The organism is Micromonospora sp. NPDC049175 (assembly GCF_043197345.1).
Taxonomy (GTDB): domain Bacteria; phylum Actinomycetota; class Actinomycetes; order Mycobacteriales; family Micromonosporaceae; genus Micromonospora.
The window spans coordinates 136,137-154,269 of the sequence record NZ_JBICSY010000003.1 but is presented as its reverse complement, the minus strand read 5'-3'; the positions used below and the strand labels follow the sequence as shown (position 1 = coordinate 154,269).

Annotated in this window: 19 protein-coding genes; 11 read left to right on the top strand and 8 right to left on the bottom strand. The window is 70.5% G+C overall.

Annotated elements, in window-relative coordinates:
* Positions 1–942, bottom strand: coding sequence for an alpha/beta fold hydrolase (locus ACGFH8_RS14685; RefSeq protein WP_393367283.1), 942 nt, complete (start codon positions 940–942; stop codon positions 1–3).
* Positions 943–1,079: 137 nt separating this feature from the next.
* Here ACGFH8_RS14685 and ACGFH8_RS14680 point away from each other — a divergent pair, with 137 nt between their 5' ends.
* Complete coding sequence (locus ACGFH8_RS14680) at positions 1,080–1,916, top strand: PIG-L family deacetylase (protein ID WP_393367282.1); 837 nt, start codon at positions 1,080–1,082, stop codon at positions 1,914–1,916.
* Positions 1,917–2,007: 91 nt separating this feature from the next.
* On the opposite strand, the gene ACGFH8_RS14675 is transcribed toward ACGFH8_RS14680, so the two are convergent.
* The gene (locus tag ACGFH8_RS14675) at positions 2,008–2,436 is read right to left on the bottom strand and encodes a hypothetical protein (protein ID WP_393367281.1); all 429 of its coding nucleotides are present in this window, start codon (positions 2,434–2,436) and stop codon (positions 2,008–2,010) included.
* 246 nt (positions 2,437–2,682) lie between these two features.
* Between ACGFH8_RS14675 and ACGFH8_RS14670 the strand changes: the two genes are divergently transcribed.
* From ACGFH8_RS14670 to ACGFH8_RS14655, 4 genes are all read left to right on the top strand, one after another.
* Entirely contained in the window at positions 2,683–3,486 is an 804-nt protein-coding gene (locus ACGFH8_RS14670) for a helix-turn-helix transcriptional regulator (RefSeq protein WP_393367280.1), read from the top strand.
* Positions 3,477–3,668: a DUF397 domain-containing protein gene (locus ACGFH8_RS14665; protein ID WP_393367279.1), complete on the top strand. Its 192-nt coding sequence runs from the start codon at positions 3,477–3,479 to the stop codon at positions 3,666–3,668. Before ACGFH8_RS14670 ends, ACGFH8_RS14665 begins: the two co-directional genes overlap by 10 nt.
* Before the next feature lie 349 nt (positions 3,669–4,017).
* The gene (locus ACGFH8_RS14660) at positions 4,018–5,211 is read left to right on the top strand and encodes an endo-1,4-beta-xylanase (RefSeq protein WP_393367278.1); all 1,194 of its coding nucleotides are present in this window, start codon (positions 4,018–4,020) and stop codon (positions 5,209–5,211) included.
* A 203-nt stretch (positions 5,212–5,414) separates the two neighbouring features.
* Positions 5,415–5,756 (top strand): helix-turn-helix transcriptional regulator, encoded by a 342-nt coding sequence (locus ACGFH8_RS14655; RefSeq protein ID WP_208641223.1) that lies wholly within the window; start codon positions 5,415–5,417, stop codon positions 5,754–5,756.
* 4 nt (positions 5,757–5,760) lie between these two features.
* Here ACGFH8_RS14655 and argS read toward each other — a convergent pair whose 3' ends face one another.
* On the bottom strand, positions 5,761–7,479 hold the full coding sequence (argS, locus tag ACGFH8_RS14650) for an arginine--tRNA ligase (protein WP_393367277.1): 1,719 nt from the start codon (positions 7,477–7,479) through the stop codon (positions 5,761–5,763).
* A gap of 349 nt (positions 7,480–7,828) precedes the next feature.
* Between argS and ACGFH8_RS14645 the strand changes: the two genes are divergently transcribed.
* Positions 7,829–8,593: a hypothetical protein gene (locus ACGFH8_RS14645; protein WP_393367276.1), complete on the top strand. Its 765-nt coding sequence runs from the start codon at positions 7,829–7,831 to the stop codon at positions 8,591–8,593.
* A gap of 172 nt (positions 8,594–8,765) precedes the next feature.
* Complete coding sequence (locus ACGFH8_RS14640) at positions 8,766–9,407, top strand: class I SAM-dependent DNA methyltransferase (protein ID WP_393367275.1); 642 nt, start codon at positions 8,766–8,768, stop codon at positions 9,405–9,407.
* Here ACGFH8_RS14640 and ACGFH8_RS14635 read toward each other — a convergent pair.
* The gene (locus tag ACGFH8_RS14635; protein WP_393367274.1) at positions 9,397–9,780 is read right to left on the bottom strand and encodes a hypothetical protein; all 384 of its coding nucleotides are present in this window, start codon (positions 9,778–9,780) and stop codon (positions 9,397–9,399) included. The genes ACGFH8_RS14640 and ACGFH8_RS14635 overlap by 11 nt on opposite strands.
* Before the next feature lie 422 nt (positions 9,781–10,202).
* Between ACGFH8_RS14635 and ACGFH8_RS14630 the strand changes: the two genes are divergently transcribed.
* Positions 10,203–10,634 (top strand): DUF6223 family protein, encoded by a 432-nt coding sequence (locus ACGFH8_RS14630; protein ID WP_393367273.1) that lies wholly within the window; start codon positions 10,203–10,205, stop codon positions 10,632–10,634.
* Positions 10,635–10,642: 8 nt separating this feature from the next.
* Here the strand turns inward: ACGFH8_RS14630 and ACGFH8_RS14625 are convergent, their stop codons facing one another.
* The 4 genes from ACGFH8_RS14625 to ACGFH8_RS14610 form a co-directional block, all read right to left on the bottom strand.
* A complete protein-coding gene (locus tag ACGFH8_RS14625) occupies positions 10,643–11,305 on the bottom strand; it encodes a response regulator (protein WP_393367272.1) in 663 nt (220 codons plus the stop codon).
* Positions 11,302–12,447, bottom strand: a complete 1,146-nt coding sequence (locus ACGFH8_RS14620) for a sensor histidine kinase (RefSeq protein ID WP_393367271.1) — start codon at positions 12,445–12,447, stop codon at positions 11,302–11,304. Before ACGFH8_RS14620 ends, ACGFH8_RS14625 begins: the two co-directional genes overlap by 4 nt.
* 92 nt (positions 12,448–12,539) lie before the next feature.
* Positions 12,540–14,525 (bottom strand): ABC transporter ATP-binding protein, encoded by a 1,986-nt coding sequence (locus ACGFH8_RS14615; protein WP_393367270.1) that lies wholly within the window; start codon positions 14,523–14,525, stop codon positions 12,540–12,542.
* A gap of 188 nt (positions 14,526–14,713) precedes the next feature.
* On the bottom strand, positions 14,714–15,205 hold the full coding sequence (locus ACGFH8_RS14610; protein ID WP_393367269.1) for a MarR family winged helix-turn-helix transcriptional regulator: 492 nt from the start codon (positions 15,203–15,205) through the stop codon (positions 14,714–14,716).
* Between the two features lie 108 nt (positions 15,206–15,313).
* Here ACGFH8_RS14610 and ACGFH8_RS14605 point away from each other — a divergent pair, with 108 nt between their 5' ends.
* Genes ACGFH8_RS14605 through ACGFH8_RS14595 form a run of 3 tightly spaced genes read left to right on the top strand, consistent with a single transcriptional unit; the run spans position 15,314 to position 18,107 of the window.
* A complete protein-coding gene (locus ACGFH8_RS14605) occupies positions 15,314–16,363 on the top strand; it encodes an LLM class flavin-dependent oxidoreductase (RefSeq protein ID WP_393367268.1) in 1,050 nt (349 codons plus the stop codon).
* On the top strand, positions 16,356–17,384 hold the full coding sequence (locus tag ACGFH8_RS14600) for an LLM class flavin-dependent oxidoreductase (protein WP_393367267.1): 1,029 nt from the start codon (positions 16,356–16,358) through the stop codon (positions 17,382–17,384). The genes ACGFH8_RS14605 and ACGFH8_RS14600 overlap by 8 nt, the downstream gene beginning before the upstream one ends.
* Before the next feature lie 27 nt (positions 17,385–17,411).
* Complete coding sequence (locus tag ACGFH8_RS14595) at positions 17,412–18,107, top strand: NADPH-dependent F420 reductase (RefSeq protein WP_393367266.1); 696 nt, start codon at positions 17,412–17,414, stop codon at positions 18,105–18,107.
* Positions 18,108–18,133 lie beyond the last annotated feature (26 nt).

Genomic DNA, 18,133 nt, shown 5'->3' with positions numbered 1-18,133 from the left:
TCAGACGTCCAGCACGGCGTCCGCGAACGCCCGGGGCGCCTCCTGAGGCAGGTTGTGCCCGACGCCGCCGCCGATGGTCCGGTGCTCGTACCGCCCGGCGAACTGCTTGCCGTAGACGGCGGGTTCCAGGTGCGGCGCGCCGTTGGCGTCTCCTTCCAGCGAGATGCTGGGCACCGTGATCTTCGGTTTCGCGGCCAGCCGCTTCTCCACCTCGTCGTACTGCGACTCGCCGGGGGCGAGGGCCAGCCGCCACCGGTAGTTGTGGATCACGATGTCCACGTGGTCGGGGTTGTCGAACGCGGCCGCGCTGCGGTCGAAGGTGGCATCGTCGAACGACCACTTCGGGGACGCGGTGTGCCAGATCAACCTGGCGAAGTCACGCCGGTTCTTGTCGTAGCCCTCCCGGCCGCGTTCGGTGGCGAAGTAGTACTGGTACCACCAGGCCAGTTCCGCCTTCGGGGGCAGCGGCACCGTGCCCGATGCCTGGCCGTCGATCAGGTAGCCGCTCACCGAGACCAGCCCCCGGCAGCGCTCGGGCCACAGGGCGGCCACGACGTCGGCCGTCCGCGCGCCCCAGTCGAACCCGGCCAGCTTCGCGGTGTCGATCTTCAGGGCGTCCATGAGGGCGATGAGGTCGAGCCCCATGGCCGCCGGTTCGCCGTTGCGCATGGTGTCGTCGGAGAGAAACCGGGTCGTGCCGTAGCCCCGCAGGTACGGCACGACGACCCGGTAGCCGGCGTCGGTGAGCAGCGGCACGACGTCGACGAAGCTGTGGATGTCGTACGGCCAGCCGTGCAGGAGGATCGCCGCGGGACCGTCGGACGGCCCGGCGTCCACGTACCCGATGGTCAGGACCCCGGCGTCGACCTGCCGCACGTCACCGAACGATGCCCCCATGCCGGACCTCTCCTCGCGTACCAACCCCTCGGACGTGCTGGCCACGCTTCAATGTAGGGAACCCGCCGGGTGGGCGATCGGGGTTTGCCGGTGCTCGGCCCCGGCCCGCCGCGCGCTGGCTAGGATGCACACAGCGTCGCCCCGCGCGACTCCGGGTGCGGAAACGACCGTAGGGTGATGGCATGGCTGAGCGACCTCTGACCCTGATGGCGGTGCACGCCCATCCCGACGACGAGGCGACGAGCACCGGTGGCGTCCTTGCCCGCTACGCCGCGGAGGGGATCACGACGGTGCTGGTGACCTGCACCGACGGGCGGTGCGGCGACGGCCCGGGTGGGGTCAAGCCGGGTGACCCGAAGCACGACCCCGCCGCCGTGGTGGCGATGCGCCAGGCCGAGTTGGAGGCAAGCTGCGCGGTGTTGAAGGTCAGCCACCTGGAAACCCTCGGTTACGCCGACTCCGGGATGATGGGCTGGCCGACGAACGACCAGCCCGGCGCGTTCTGGACCACGCCGGTGGCGGAGGCGGCGGACCGCCTCGCCGAGCTGATCCGTCAGTACCAGCCCGACGTGATCGTCACGTACGACGAGAACGGCTTCTACGGCCACCCGGACCACATCCAGGCGCACCGGATCACCATGGCCGCCGTGGAGCTGACGGACACCCCGGCGAAGGTCTACTGGACCACTGTGCCGCGCACCGCGTTCGAGCAGTTCGGTCAGATCATGCAGGAGCTTGGCGTCGAGTGGGACGAGCCGGCCCCGGGGGCGGAGCCGGAGCCGATGCCGCAGCTCGGCCTGCCCGACGACGAGATCAGCACGTGGGTCGACACGAGCAGCTTCGGGGCGCAGAAGTTCGACGCCCTGGCCACCCACGCCAGCCAGACCGAGAACATCTTCTTCCTGCAACTGGGCCGGGAGCGGTTCACGGAGCTGATGGGAGTGGAGACCTTCGTTCGGGTCCGCGACCACACCGACGCGCCGACCCCCGAGGACGACCTCTTCGCCGGCCTGCGCTGACCGCACAGGTCGAGTTTCGCAGCGCAACGCCCGAGCAGGCAGCACCGGCTACTTCCAGGACGATGAGGGCCGGCGTTTATAGCGGTGAGGGCTACCAATGCTCGGTGGCGCGGCGGGGTCGGCGGGAGATCGACAGCCACCCGAGGAAGCGCAGGTGCAGCGCTCGTACGTCGGGACGTGCGCCGAGGGCATACAGGTCGTCGATCGCGTCTTGCAGGTTCGACGCCAGGTAGAACGAGAGGGCGATCGAGTGGCCGTAGAACTCGGTCGCGAGGTGAAGCTGCGCCGGGTTGCACGCCCAGGGCGCTGCGCAGTTGCGGCACAGCCAGGCGGGGCGCATCGGGATATGGGCGCGGGCGACGCGAGAAGACCAGCGGCGGGCGCGGCGATCGGCCGGCGGCGGTAGGCCAGCGGACGGGATCATCGGTCCAGGCGACCAGGGGTCAAACGGCGCTATCGGTGCGTCGGGGTTGGCGGGCGGCGTCGGCTCACGTTTCGGCTTCGGCTTCTCGTCGGGCACAGACTTCCCCCTGCTGCTGTTGGGAAGGGGCCGCCCCACGAGCGCTCGCCCGCAGGGGCGGCCCCGGTGCGAACGCGTCCGCCGGGTTCGGGTCCCTACCGGCCGCGCCACCTGGTTCCACTCTTGTGCGTTACCGCCTAGTGTCGGAAGGTGTTCGACCACGTTGGAGAGACCGCGAAGGCCAGCGTTCGCCCTGGTGGGGACACATGGGGGTACGCGAGCTAGAGGCGGGGAAGGGCCGGGGACATGAGCATGACGGCTGCCGAAATCCTGCTCGATGAGCTACGGCACGCTCGTGCCTCACGCGGGATAAGTCAGGACGACTTTGGCAAGCTCATCAGCTATTCGGGTACGCATGTCAGCGCCGTTGAGACTGGTTCGCGACCGCCGACGGGCGACTACGCCACGGCCATCGATCGTGCGCTGAAGACCGGAGGAATGTTCGCCCGGCTGCTCGATCGGCTCTCCGACCTTGACGCCGCGCCGCTCTGGCTGCGCGAGTGGATCACTTTCGAGCAGCAGGCCCGCACGTTGCGATGGTGTGAGGTCGCGTGGGTGCCGGGTCTCTTGCAGACCGAGGCGTACGCCCGTGCCGTGTTCGCCAGCGATGGCCGGGTTAGCGCCGAGGAGGTCGAGACCCGGGTAGCTGGAAGGCTTGCCCGGCAAAAGATCCTTACCAGTGACGACCCACCGCACCTCGTCGCCGTCCTGGACGATGCCGTCCTTCGGCGTCCCGTCGGTGGCGCGGCGGTGATGCGTGAGCAACTGTTCCACTTGGCGCAGCTCAACCAGGACCGGCGGCACGTGAGAATCCATGTCGTTCCGCGCGGGGTCGGCGCGTACGCTGGCCTCGACGGGCCGTTTGTCCTCGCGACCCTGGCGGATGTGGTTGATGTGGGCTACCTCGACAACCGGCTCCGGGGCCAGGTGGTCGAGCGGACTGCCGAGGTAGCGGCCCTGCGTGAGCAGTGGGAAGCCATCCTCGCCGAGGCGCTGACCCTGCGACAGTCCACCGAGCTGATAACGGAAGTGGCAAAGTCATGGACCTGACCGGCGCACGTTGGCACAAGAGCACCCGCAGCGGCAGCAATCAAGGGGCCTGCGTAGAGGTCGCCGACAACCTTGCCGGCATCGTCGGCGTACGGGACTCGAAGGATCCGGCCGGGCCGGCGCTGATCTTCGCGCCGGAGTCCTGGCGGGCCTTCGTTGGTCAGGTCGCCGAGCGACCGTAAGCAACGCCAGACGCATGAAGCGCCCGCCTCCGTTATCGGAGGCGGGCGCTTCATGTTGTCCGGCGATGTCGGCAGCGTGGTCGCAGCAGGTCGCCGGTCTCCGGAAATTTCGGGAGCATCTCCGGCGAGCCCGCGCAGGTCATATGACGAATTTCCGGAAGTTTTCAGCGTTGACGCCCGGACATGGACGGCCTTAACGTTTCGAGCAGGTTTCCGGTCACCGGCCGGAACTACCGGCCCACTACCCGCGCCAGGGCGCTCGATCGCGAATCCCGCTCCCCATCCGCCAACACCGGACCCGCACCTTATTGACCGACACATGTCGATCAAGGTCTGGAAAGGAAGGCACATGTTGCTGAGACAGTGGACCACCGTCGGCGTGGTCGCCGTCGTCACCGTTGCGGCGCTGAACTCGGTGCCCGCCACCGCGAGCCGGCCGTACGACCCCACCGCGCAGAGCCTCGGCGCCCTCGGCCTGCGCCACGGCCTCCACGTCGGCACCGCGGTCAACATGGACGCGCTCGACGACGCCGGTGACCCGCAGTACCGCGCGCTGGCCTCCTCGGAGTTCACCTCGGTCACCGCCGAGAACGTGATGAAGTGGGAGGTCCTGGAGCCCACCCGCGGCACCTACGACTGGGCCGCGGCCGACCAGCTCATCGACTTCGCCAAGCGCAACCGGCAGAGCGTACGCGGCCACGTGCTGGTCTGGCACAACCAACTGCCCGCCTGGCTGACGAGTGGTGTCGCCGACGGCTCCATCAGCAAGCAGGAGCTGCGCGAGCTGCTTCGCAAGCACATCACCACTGTCGTCAACCGGTACCGGGGCAAGATCTGGCAGTGGGACGTGGTCAACGAGGCGGTCAGCGACCCCTGGGACACCCCGTCGACCCTGCACTACAAGGGTTTCTGGGCGGAGAACCTCGGGCCCGGCTACATCGCCGACGCGTTCCGCTGGGCGCGGGCGGCCGACCCCAAGGCCCTGCTGTTCTACAACGACTACAACATCGAGGCGTTCGGCTCCGGTAACCCGGCGGACGACAAGACCCAGTTCGTCTACGAGATGACCAAGGGGCTGCGCGCCCAGGGTGTGCCGATCGACGGCGTCGGCTCCCAGGGTCACCTGGGCACCCAGTACGGCAACTTCGACACCCTCCAGGTGACCGCCGCGCTGAAGAAGTTCAGTGGGCTCGGCGTCGCCACCGCGTTCACCGAGGTCGACGTCCGCAGTCAGATGACGGCGGGCGTCCAGGCCGGCAACGCGGAGGAGATCAACCCCCGGTTGCAGGCGTCGGCCGCCAACTTCAGCGTGCTGATGAAGGCGTGCCTCGCGGTGCGGAGCTGCCTGTCGTACACGGTCTGGGGTTTCAGTGACAAGCACTCCTGGGTGCCGGACTGGTTCGACGACCCGCCGGAGGGCCTGGCCACCATCTACGACGAGAACTACCAGCCCAAGCGGGCGTACCAGGAGCTGAAGTCGGACCTGCTCCTCGCTGGCCCGCCGTACGTGCAGCAGCGCAGCACACCCCGACCTCGCCGCTGACCTCCGGTCGCGGCCGCCTCGACGGCATGTCCGTCGGCGTAGGGCCGTGTGGGGTGCGGCGGCGCCCCACACGGCCGGTACGTGACCACGTTCAGTCGCCCCGCGCGGCCATCCGGACGCCATCGGAGTATTGATGTCGGTTTTACCGGCTTATCGATCGCGTTGGTGTCACTATGGCAGGCGTGGGAACTGCGAAAACTGCCATGCCTGCGATCTCGCCGCTCACCGGCGATCCAATCAAGCGGGCCGATGCCGAACGGCTCGCGGGGGTGCTGAAGGCCTTCGCCGATCCAGCGCGACTGCGTCTGCTCAGCCTGATCCAGTCCGCGCCCGAAGGTGAGGCGTCCGTCAGTGACCTCACCGGGGCGCTCAACCTGTCCCAGCCGACCGTGAGTCATCACCTGCGGATCCTCACCGAGGCTGGCCTACTCGAGCGCGACAAGCGGGGGGTGTGGGCCTACTACCGCCTGGTGCCCGCCGCCATCGCACAGATCGCCGACCTGTTGACGCCGCCCCGAAAGCGGGCGACGAAGAAGACCCGCTGACCCCTCACATCCGCTCCGGGGTGCGGATGCCGAGCAGGTGCAGCCCCTGCCGCAGCGTCCGGGCCGTCAGCTCGGCCAGCAGCAGGCGGCTCTCCCGCAGCTCGTCCGGTGCCCGCAGCACCGGGCAGCGCTCGTAGAACGCGTTGAACACGGTGGCGAGCCGGTGCAGGTAACCGGCGAGGTGGTGAAACTCGAGGCTGCGCTCCACCTCGCCGACCACCGCGGCGAAGCCGAGCAGCTCGACCGCCAGCGCCCGCTCCGCCGGCAGCGTGAGCACGAGGGGCGCGTCCGGCCGCGCGGTGGCCCCGGCGCGCCTGGACATCGACCGGATCCGGGCGTACACGTACTGCAGGTAGGGCGCGGTGTTGCCGTCCAGGGCGAGCATCCGCTCCCAGTCCAGGACATAGTCCTTGGTCCGATCGGTGGACAGGTCGGCGTACTTGACCGCGCCGATCCCCACCGCGCGGCCGATCTCGGCGGCGGCTTCGGCGTCCAGCTCCGGGTTCCTCCTCCGGGCCAGGTCGGTGGCCCGGGTGACGGCCTCCTCCAGCAGCCCGACCAGCTTCACCGACTCGCCCGCCCGGCTGCGCAGCATCCGCCCGTCCGCGCCGAGGATCGACCCGAAGCCCAGATGCTCGGCCCGGGCCGGCGGACGCAGCCAACCGGCCGCCCGGGCAACCGCGAACACCATCGCGAAGTGCTGCCGCTGCGGCAGCCCGACGACGTAGAGCAGCCGGGTGGCGCCCAGCTCACCGACACGCTGCCGCAGCGCAGCCAGATCGGTGGCGGGATAGCCGTACCCTCCGTCGCTCTTGCGCACGATGAGCGGCACCGGCTCGCCGTCGCGGCCGCCGAACCCGGCCGGGAAGACACAGTCGGCCCCACCGCTGGACGTCAGCATGCCCAACCGGTCCAGGTCGTCGACGACCCCCGCGAGCAGATCGTTGTAGGCGCTCTCGCCCCGGAAGTCGTCCGCGGACAACGTCACGTCGAGCAGGTCGTAGACGGTCAGGAAGTACCGCTCGGACTGCGCCACCAGCAGCCGCCACCACCGCAGCGTCCGCTCGTCGCCGCCCTGCAGCGCGACCACCCGCAGCCGCGCGCGTTCCCGGAACGTCTCGTCGGCGTCGAACTTCACCCGCGCCGCCCGGTAGAAGCCGTCCAGGTCACCCATCGACAACTCGTGCGCCGCCCCGACCTCGCCGAGGTCGGCCAGGTGCTCGATCAGCATGCCGAACGGTGTCCCCCAGTCACCCAGGTGGTTGACCCGCACCACCCGGTGCCCCAGCCAGTCCAGCAGCCGTACCGCCGCGTCGCCGATGACCGTGGAGCGCAGATGTCCGACGTGCATCTCCTTCGCCACGTTCGGCGCCGAATAGTCGACCACCACGGTCTGCGGGGCCGCCGTCACCGGCACGCCGAGCCGGGCGTCGCCGGCCAGCCCGGAGACCAGGTCGGCGAGTGCCGGGTCGGCGACCGTGAGGTTGATGAACCCCGGCCCGGAGACCTCCGCCGACACGCCGACGTCGTCGAGCACCGCGTGTGCCAGCACCGCGGCGGCGATGTCGCGCGGCGGGCGGCCGAGCCGCCGGGCCAGCGCCAGCGCCGCGTCGGACTGGAAATCCGCGCGCGGAGAGCGCCGCACGAGCGGGTCGACAGGTCCGCCGGCCACCGCGGCGAACGCCGGTGCCAGCCGGTCGGACAACAACCTTTCAAGATCCATGAGTACGCCGATCTCACTCGGACCCGCACGGTCAGGCGGGCCTCGGACGACAGGAGATGCGGGCGGACCGAGGACGACAGCGCACAACCGGCGGCTCGATCCGCCGGTCGCAGGGAAACAGGTCAGCGCGGGCGGGCGACGGATCGCCGGCGTCGCCGTGCACCGACCTGGACGTCACACGACGCTCCGGTGCAGGTGGCGATCACGCTTGTCATGCGGGCACCCTAGCCGGCCGGTGGATGTGTCGGCATCCCGATTACCACCGCCCGGGTGAACGTCCGGTGGTCGTGATGTGTCGTTTGGGACGGGACGCCACCGGGAACTGCCCCGACATCGACGAAAGGTGATCATGAGCCGACACACACCGCTACCGCCCGCCCGTACGCGACGCGTGCTTGCGCTTGTCCCGTTGCTGGGCACCATCACATTCGCCGCCGCCTGCACCACCACCGCGGACCCGCCCGGCTCGACCACGTCGAGCGCGGCACCGACCTCCGCGGCGGCAGGAGTGGACCCGACGGGCCAGCCCTCGCCGAGCGCGAGCGGCCCGACGACCATCCCGACGTCAGCGTTCGTCGAGCTGCCGACCGAGCTGCGGAAGTCTCCGCGCCGGACGGTGCCGGTCGAGGAGGCCCTGCCGAAGCTCTGCGGCAACGAGTTCGGCACCGGAGGCCGCCAGGTCACCGCCTCCGCGGCGATGACCGTCACCTACAAGAAGGCCGACGACAATCCCTCCAACACGCCCCAGGGGATGATCCACCAGACCATCTTCACCTTCGGGGGCACCGGGGCCGCCGAGTACATGACGCGTCTGCGCACCGACCTGCAGGCGTGTCCCACCTACCAGCACTCCGGCAACCGGGCCACCGTCAAGAGCCAGGCCCTGCCCGGCGTCGGCGACGAGGCGCTGTTGCTGACCCGGACGTGGCCCTACACGAACCTGAACGGTGAACACACCGGCGGCGACGGGACCAGCCAGATCGCGGTGGCCCGCGTCGACACGGTGGTGACGGTGTTCGACGACCAGGGGTGGGAGGGTTCCAGCGGCAATCCCGCCATCCTGGACCGGGTCGTCCGCGACGGCGTGCGGACCATCGACACCTGGCAGCGGTAGTACCCCCACGGCCGGCTCCGGCGCGGGGCTCGGCACCCGGGTCTTCGGCGCGACACCGTCGCTCGTGGCGATGCACGCGCCGAAGACCCGCCGCCGGATCGACGGGTGATCCCCCGGTGCGATGATGCGGCCCGTGACCCCCTCGCCCGCCGATCCCCACAACCTACGAAGTGTGCGACGTGCCTACGACACCGTCGCCGAGGACTACGCCACCCTCCTGCCGGACACCCGCGCCGAGGCCGCACTCGACCTCGCCGTTGTCGACGCGTTCGCCGAGGCGGTGACGGCGGGCGGCGACACCCGGGTCCTCGACGCCGGATGCGGCGCAGGCCGGATGAGCAGGTACCTCACCGACCGTGGGTGTCTCGTGCACGGCGTCGACCTGTCGCCGGGCATGGTCGTCAGAGCACGACGAGACCACCCCGACCTGATGTTCACCGTGGGCTCGCTGACCGCCCTCCCCTACCCGGACGGCAGGTTCGCCGGCGTCCTGCTCTGGTACTCCACCATCCACACACCCCCCGCCGGGCAGGCACGCGTCTTCGCCGAGGTGGCCCGGGTCCTTCGACCCACGGGCCACCTGCTCGTCGGCTTCCAGGCCGGCGAGGGAACGCGCGACCTGTCCGAGCCCTACCGCCGCCGCTTCGGCCACGAGATCCACCTGGAGCGACACCGTTACACGGCGGACCAGGTCGCCGCCGAGATCGAGGCCGCCGGCCTGCGGGAGGAGTGCCGCCTGGTGCGGCGGGCTCGGGGCACCGAGCGCGACGATCAGGCGTTCCTCCTGGCCACGACGCGTCGCGTCAGCGGTTGAAGGCCACGTAGAGGCCGAGCCCGAAGTTCACCACCAGGACGATCGCGCCGACCACGGCGAACCCGCGCTGCCAGGCCGTCCACCGGACCGTCCTCTTCGACTCGACGAAGCCCGCCTCCTGCACCCGAACCGCCGCGATGTTCTCCCGTTCCCTGGTGTCCCGGCGATCGGAGACCACACCGGCATTGAAATGGAGCACGTTGGAGCGAAGCTCATCGGTGAGACTCTGCAATGCCTGGGTCATCGAGTCGATCGAGCCGTTGATGTGCCGCAGGTGCTCGTCGTGCCCGTCCAGACGCTGCTCGATCCGGCCCGCGTCGACACCACGGCTGTAGGCGGCCGCCTTCTCGTCGGTGCTCTCCGGGCTCGTCATCGTGGTCTCGTCGGGCGCGATGGGGCGGCATCAACAGCGCGCGTGGGCGTGACCCCCGGGGCGGCCGCTCGCAAGGGTCGGCGTCGGAGGGAGGTGCAGGTGTTACGCATGGAAGGAGCCTCCTCAGGACCACCGCCCCCGCCGGTTGGTCGATGCTCAAGTGGTACCACTCGAACATCGAGAAAGCTACTGTCCGGATCCGACAAAACCCCTGGTCAGAGTGTTTTAGCCGGGCCTCCGGCCACCGTTACGCCCGACCCGGCTGCGCTCCGGTCGGGCGACAGGCACAACTGCGGCGGTACGGCGGCACCGACCCGTACCGCCCGGGATGTAGAGGCATCGACAACTCCGACCCGACGACTCCAGGGCCCTCCGCTCCATACGCTGCGGCTGCACACCTCAGGCGATCGAAGGGAAATGCGATGTCCATCCACCACTTGTTCAGCGCCGCAATCGCTCCGCTCGGGGAGATCGCACTGGCCGCACCGGCAGCAGCGCACGCGTCGGTCGAACCGGTCGCCGCCACCGCTCTCACCATGAGCTCCGGGCGACTCGGCGCGACCACGGCCGTACTGCTGGGGCTGGTCGGCGTCGTCGTCGGCGGGCTGGCGCTGGCTCGCCCCGCCAGCCGCGTCGGCTCCGGCTCGGCGCCACTCGGAGCCGTCCTGGCCCTGACCCTGGGACTGGCCGGCATGGTGCTCGGCGGGGTGGTGGTCGCCACCTCCGACGGCGGCATCGGTACGGGTAACGGGCGCGGCGGGGCCTTCGTGGCCCTGGCGGTCGGGCTGGTCGGCGTGGTCCTCGGTGGACTGGCCCTGGCCCGGGCCCGCCGCAGTGCCCGCCTGACCGCCTGAGACCTTGGTCAGGGGCGGGTGAGCCAGCCGGGAACGGCCAGACCGGACTCGTAGGCGAGGATCACCAACTGGGCACGGTCCCGGACCTGCGCCTTGGTCATGATCCGGCTGACATGCGTCTTGGCGGTGGCGGGGCTCAGCACCAACCGCGCGGCGATCTCGTCGTTCGACAGGCCCGCGGCGACAAGCGCGAGCACTTCGCGCTCCCGGGTGGTGAGCACGCTCAGTCGCGGCCCGGGGTCCGGATGGGTGGCCCGGGCGCTGAACTCGGCGATCAACCGACGGGTGATCGACGGCGCGATGAGCGCGTCGCCACGGGCGACCACCCGCACCCCGTGGATCAGCTCGGCCGGCTCGGTGTCCTTGACCAGGAAGCCGCTGGCGCCGGCCCGGAGCGCGCCGTAGACGTAGTCGTCCAGGTCGAACGTGGTCAGGATGATCACCCGGGCCGCGCAGGTCGCGACGATCTGCCGGGTGGCGGCGAGGCCGTCCAGGACGGGCATCCGGATGTCCATGAGGACGACCTCCGGCCGCAGGTGCGCGGCGAGCCGCACCGCCTCGGCGCCGTCGGCGGCCTCGCCGACCACCTCGATGCCATCCTCGCCGTCCAGAATGGAACGGAAGCCGGCGCGGACCAGGGTCTGGTCGTCGGCGAGCAGCAGCCGGATCACGCGGGCTCTCCCACAGTCGCCGGGCCGGGCCGCAGCGGCAGTCGGGCGCGGACCCGGAAACCGCCGTCCGGCCGCGTGCCAGTGGTCAGTGAACCGCCGAGCGCGCTCGCACGCTCACGCATGCCGATGATCCCGCTGCCCGGAGCCCCGGGGGTGGCGGTGCCGTCGTCCTCCACCTCCACCACCACGTCGTCGCGGTCGGGTCGCACCCGGACCACCGCGGCGGAGGCACCCGCGTGCCGGGCCACGTTCGTGAGTGCCTCCTGGACGATCCGGTACACCGCCAGGTCGACCTCCGGGGGCAGCGACCTGGTTTCGGCAAGGTCGGTGCTGATCGTCAACTCGGGCCGTCCGGCCGTCCGGATCAGATCGCCCAGGCGATCGAGGCCGGGGCCGGGCGCGGTCGGAGCACCGCCCTCCCGCCGCAGCACGCCGAGCGTCGCCCGCAGCTCCCGCAACGTCTCCTTGCTCGTCTGTTTGATCGCGGTGAGCGCCTGCTCGGAGCGGTCCGGGTCCGGCCGGTGCAACGCGGCGCTGGCCTGCACATTGATCAGCGAGAGGTGGTGACCGAGGACATCGTGCACCTCACGGGCGATGCGCAACCGTTCCTCGGTGGCCCGCCGCCGGGCCTCCTCCTCCATCCGCTGCTCGGCGACGACCGCGCGGGCCTGCGCTTCGGCGAGGTAGGCCCGGCGGTTGCGGGTCACGCCGACGATGACCGCGACGAGCCAACCGGCGTGCAGCAGCGTCGCCCCGTTCATGGTGTCCGGGGACCGGTTGTCGTCGTCCGCGGCGGCGAAGGCGATCACCGAGGCGAGACCGAGACCTGTGGCGATCCAGAGGTGTCCCTCGTCGACAACCGTGTAGAGCGCCACGACGAAGACCAGCATGATCGGGCCGGCCTTGTGCAGCAACACCCCGTACGCGACGACGGCGGCCAGCGCCACCACACCCACCGGCACCGGGTGGCGGCGGCGGACGCTCAGCGCGGCGGAGGAGGCGAGCACCACCAGCAGTGTCGTCCACTCGGCGGTGGTGTCGATGCCCCGCGACTGCACCACCAGGCCGGCGCAGGCGACCAGACCGACGGCGACCACCAGGGCGACATCCGCCGCCCGGCCACGCCATCGCGCCCCTGACATACGCGCAGCCTAGCCTCCGGCAGGCAGGCGGATGAACGCCCGGAGCGCCGGACCTCACCGGTGGACGTACCCCTCCGTCCTGGCGTCGCTCCTCAGTGCGAGGACGAGGGGTCCTGGTGCGGAAGCCGCGGCCGCTCGGCCAGGTTGGCGTCGTAGCCGGCGGCCTGGAGAGCGAACAGCTCGGCGTAGCGACCGCCGCTGGCCACGAGCTCGTCGTGGGTGCCCGCCTCCACCAGCCGGCCGTGGTGCAGGACGAAGATCCGGTCGGCGTGGCGGACGTTCGCGAGCCGGTGCGTGATGAGGATCGTGGTGGCGCGGCCTCGGCGATCACGGATGGCCTGGAACAGGGCGTCCTCGGCCCGGGGATCGAGGGCGGAGGACGGCTCGTCCATGATCAGCAGTTCGGCGTCACGGAGGAACCCGCGGGCCGCGGTGATCCGCTGCCACTGCCCGCCGGAGAGGTCCTGACCTCTGGCGAAGGTGCGGTCGAGCAGCGTCTCGTACCCGTGTGGAAGCTCGTTGATCATGTCGTGGGCGACCGCGCGGGCGGCGGCGGCCTCGATGAGGTCCTGCCGGGCCTCGGTGTCGACGTCGCCGATGGCGATGTTCGTCGCCGCGGTGAACGGCCACTTGTGGTATTCCTGCGTCACCACTGCGATCCGGGCCCGCAGCCCCGCGACGTTCCAGTCCGCGAGCGGTCGACCGTTCCACTCGATGCTGCCCTCGGAGGGCGCCCGGAGGCCGGCGATCATCGCGGCGAGGGTCGTCTTGCCCGAGCCGTTCTCCCCGACGAACGCGACGGTCTGGCCGGCGGCGATCCGCAACGTGACGCCGTCGACGGCCGGGGTGTCCCGGTCCGGATAGCGCAGGCTGACCTCGCTGATCGTCAACTCCCGCAGCCGTTGCGGACTGGCGGCGGCCGACGGCCGGGTGGCGGCCGGAAGGTAGGCGTCGGCACGGGTCATGAAGCCTGTGTAGTCGCCGAAGTGCTGACCCTCGGTGTAGACGTGGTCGACCTGGAAGGTGGCGATGGCCAGGGACCGCTGCGCGGACTGCACCGCGATGACACAGGTCGCCGCGGCGGCGAGCGGGATCTGCCCGTCCAGGAGCAGCAGGCCGAGCAGGACGTAGACGGTGCCGGTGGCGAGACCGCCGATGATCGCCCCGACCGTTGTGGTCGTGGTGACCCGACGGGCCAGGGCGAGTTGGATGTCGGTCTCCACCCGCATCACCCGGTCATACTGGTCGAGGAGGAAACCGCGCAACCCGTACGAGCGCAACTCCGGGGCCGAGGCCCGTTCGGCCATCAGCTTGTGCAGCAGCCACAGTCGACGTCTGCGCACCGATCCGGCGGTGTACGTCTGGTAGCGCAGGTGCCCGGCCCGCAACGACGCCCAGGCGTTCGGCACCGTGGCCACCAGCAGCGCCAACAGCAGCAGCGGGTGGATGATGACGACGGCGGCCACCACGGCGAGCAGCCCGGCCAGCCCGGCCAGCAGGTTCATCGACGCCTGCACCAGCCCGATCGTCGACTCGGTGCCCCGCGAGGCGCGTTCCATGTCGTCGGCGAACGCGTCGGCGTCGAACGCCTCCAGGCGTACCGCTGTGGACACCTCGAACAGACCCCGCTCCACCTCGCGGTTCACCCGCGGCGTCAACCCGTTCTGCGCGTACCCGGTGGCGATGCCCATCCCGGCGCGCAGCGCGGTCGCCACCGCCAGCACGGCCAGGGCCGGCATCGCGGCCCGCACCTTGTCCGCGGTCGGGCCGCCGGCGAACAACTCCACGAGCACCCGCTGGGTGGCCAGCAACCCGAAGGCCGCCATCACCCCCGCGCCGACCGTCGCCGCGGCCACCACGCCGGTACGGAGTCGGTCCGCGCGCCAACTGATGCCCAGGGCTGTCCGCACGAGCCTGGGCAGCTCCGCGAAGACGGCGAAGACACCGGCCTCGGCGCGCGCCCGCACCCCCGTCTCCCACCACATCTCCCGCAGCTCCGGCAACACCGACTCGGCGCTTCCGGGGCCGGAGCGGGATGGTGGGGTGCGGTGGGCCTCTGCGGCGGCGGTCTCGATCATGGTCGTACCTCCCGGGCGGCGCAGCCGTCGCCGTCTCAGCCTGTGCAGGCGGATTGGCGGGTTCCTGGAGGATTGGACCACCCGGACTTAGCCCTTCGCAATTGACTGATCACCCGCAGTCATGACGACACGAGCACCGACTCCACGGTGCTCGGCGCCTCGCCAGACGACCGGAGCGTCCCCGGTGATCAGTCCTCGCCCGGCGCGTCGAGGCGCGCTCGCAGCGCGGCCGCGATCTCGCCGGCCGCGAGGATCTGCTCCGGTGTGAGGGCGTCGACGAAGAGCTCGCGAATGGCGCGCAGGTGGGGAAATGTCGCGTTGCCGAACGCCTCGGCACCGGCGGCGGTGAGCTGCACCTCCGCTCCCCGGGGGACCGTCGCGCACTCCTGACGGCGGATGAGGCCGCGCCGCTCCATCCGGCCCAGGTGGTGGGAGAGCCGGCTCCGCTCCCAGCCGATGTGCGCGGCGAGCGCGGACGAACGCATCGCCCGGTCCGGCGCCTCGCTGAGAGCGAGCAGCACGGCGTAGTCCCCGGTCGAGAGGGAGGAGTCACCCTGGAGGCGGGACTCGAGCCGGGAGCTGAGCGCCGCCGTCGTCTCGATGAAGTCCCGCCAGATCCGCAACTCCTCGGCCGCCGGCAGCTGGCGCCCTCCCCGCCGGGCGGGTGTGGTCTCCGTCATCTCACCTCTCCCGGGAATTGACGTGTCAATCGCCAAGTTAGCATCATTGACACGTCAACCGGTAGGTCCGCTTCCCGCGGGTCGCCGACGGGAGCCGAGGAGGTCACGATGACAGCTACAGGTTTCGAACTGGGGCTCAACTCGTTCGGGGAGGTGGCCACCGACGGTGACCGGGTCCTGAGCGACGCCGAGACCGTCCGACTCCTCGTGGACGAGGCACGACTCGCCGAGTCGGTCGGACTCGACGTGTTCAGCCTCGGTGAGCACTACCGGGAGGGCCACAACGACTCGGCGACACCCGTGTTGCTCGCGGCGGCCGCGACGGCGACCGAGCGGATCCGCCTCGGCACCTCGGTCACCGTGCTCAGCACGAACGACCCGGTACGCCTCTACCACGAGTTCGCCACCCTCGACGCCGTGTCCAACGGCCGCGCCCAGCTCGTCCTCGGACGCGCGTCGGCGACCGAGTCGTTTCCGCTGTTCGGCTACGACCTGGCCGACTACGAGCGGTTGTTCGAGGAGAAGCTCGACCTCTTCCTGCGGCTGCGACGCGACGAAACGGTCACCTGGTCGGGAACCGTACGAAGCCCGCTGACCGAGAAGCGCCTGCACCCACGGATGCGACCCGGCGGGATCCCGACGTGGATCGGCGTCGGGGGCAGCCCGAACTCGGTGGTCCGCGCCGCCCGGCACGGTCTCCCGCTCATGCTGGCGATCATCGGTGGGCGACCCCAGCGGTTCGCCGGCCACGTCGACCTCTACACCAAAGCGCTCGACCAGTTCGGGCATACCCCGCAGCCAATCGGGCAGCACTCACTCGGCCTTGTCGCAGACACCGACGAGGAGGCGGTGGAGACGTGGTGGCGGTACTGGCAGCCGGTCGCGGCGGCGCTCGCCGCGGAACGCGGCTTCTACAAACCGGACCGCGCACGCTACGAGGCCGAAATCGACCACGGGGCGCTCTTCGTCGGATCACCCGAGACGGTGGCGCAGAAGATCGCCACGGTCGCCCGCGACCTGCGGCTCAACCGCTTCGACCTGAAGTACGACATCATGCACCTGCCCCGCGAGGCACGCGCGCGCACCATCCAACTGCTGGGCAGTGAGGTCGCGCCGCGGGTCCGGGAGCTGCTGGCGAAGGAGCCCACCCATGTCTGATCTCTTGTTCGGCCTCGACACGTTCGGCGACGTACCGGAGGACGACAACGGCAAGCTCGTCTCCCACGCGGCGGCGATCCGCCAGGTCGTCGACGAGGCGGTGCTCGCCGACCAACTCGGCGTCGACGTCATCGCGTTGGGCGAGCACCACCGGCCGGAATACTCGGTGTCGACCCCGGAGACGGTGCTGGCGGGCATCGCCACCCGTACCTCACGGATCCGGCTGGCCTCCGGGGTGACCGTGCTGAGTTCGGACGACCCGGTCCGGGTGTTCCAGCGTTTCGCCACTGTGGACGCGCTGTCGCACGGGCGGGCCGAGGTCATCCTCGGGCGCGGCTCGTTCACCGAGTCGTTCCCCCTCTTCGGCTACGACCTGCGCGACTACGACACGCTGTTCGAGGAGAAGATCGAGCTGTTCGTGAAGCTGCTCGACGAGAAGCCGGTCACCTGGAGTGGCACCCTGCGTGCCCCGCTGGAGAACGCCGACGTCTTTCCGAAGACGGAGTCGGGTCACCTGGACACCTGGGTCGGCGTCGGTGGCTCACCACAGTCGGTCGTCCGCACCGCCCAGTACGGGCTGCCACTCATGCTCGCCATCATCGGCGGCGCTCCCGAGCGCTTCGCGCCGTACCTGGACCTCTACCGCAGGGCGGCCGACCAACTCGGTACGACGGCGCACCCGGTCGGCATGCACTCGCCGGGCTTCATCGCCGACACCGACGAGGAGGCCAAGGAGATCTACTGGCCGCACTACCGCGTCATGCGCGACCGGATCGGCGCGCTGCGCGGCTGGCCACCGATCCGCCGCCAGGAGTTCGACTCCGAGGTGGAGAACGGCTCGCTCTACATCGGCTCGCCGGAGACGGTGGCCCGCCGGATGGCCCGCGCGATCCGCAGCCTCGGAGTCGGCCGGTTCGACCTCATCTACTCGGCCGGCGCGCAACCGGCGAGTGCCCGGATGCGGGCCGTGGAACTGTACGGCTCCAGGGTGATCCCCATGGTCCGCGAACTGCTGGCCTGATCAGCACGTCAGAACCGAGAGGACGACATGTTCGACAACGACCGACCCCAGACCCTTGGTGTGCTCGGGGCCGGCAAGGTGGGCACGGTGCTCGCTCGGCTCGCCGTCGCCGCCGGCTACCGGGTGCTGGTCGCCGGCTCCGGAGACCCGGCGAAGATCGCCCTCACCGTCGAGGTGCTCGCTCCGGGGGCGGCGGCCACCACGGCCGTCGACGCGGTGGCCGCCGCCGACATCGTGATCCTCGCCCTGCCACTGGGTAAGTACCGCAGCGTTCCCGCCGAGGCGCTGCGCGGCAAGCTCGTCGTCGACGCGATGAACTACTGGTGGGAGATCGACGGCATCCGCGACGACCTCACCGACGCGCGTACCTCGTCGAGCGAGATCGTCCAGGCGTTCCTGCCCGGCTCCCGCGTCGTCAAGGCGTTCAACCACATGGGCTACCACGATCTGGAGGACGGGTCGCGGCCGAGGGGAACGCCGGACCGCAAGGCCATCGCGATCGCCGGCGACGACGCCACGGACCTCGCCACGGTCGCGACTCTGGTGGACGCGCTGGGCTTCGATCCGGTCGTCGCCGGCCCCCTGGCCGAAGGCGTACGACTCGAACCCGGCAGTGAGTTGTTCGGCGCCAACGTCAGCGCCGACGAGGTGCGGGCCATGCTCGACCGCTTCGGAGAGTCCGAACGCGGACGAACCATCGCCGCTGCCCGAGCGTCGGCCTAACCGATCAGGAATCGAGAAGCCCGGCC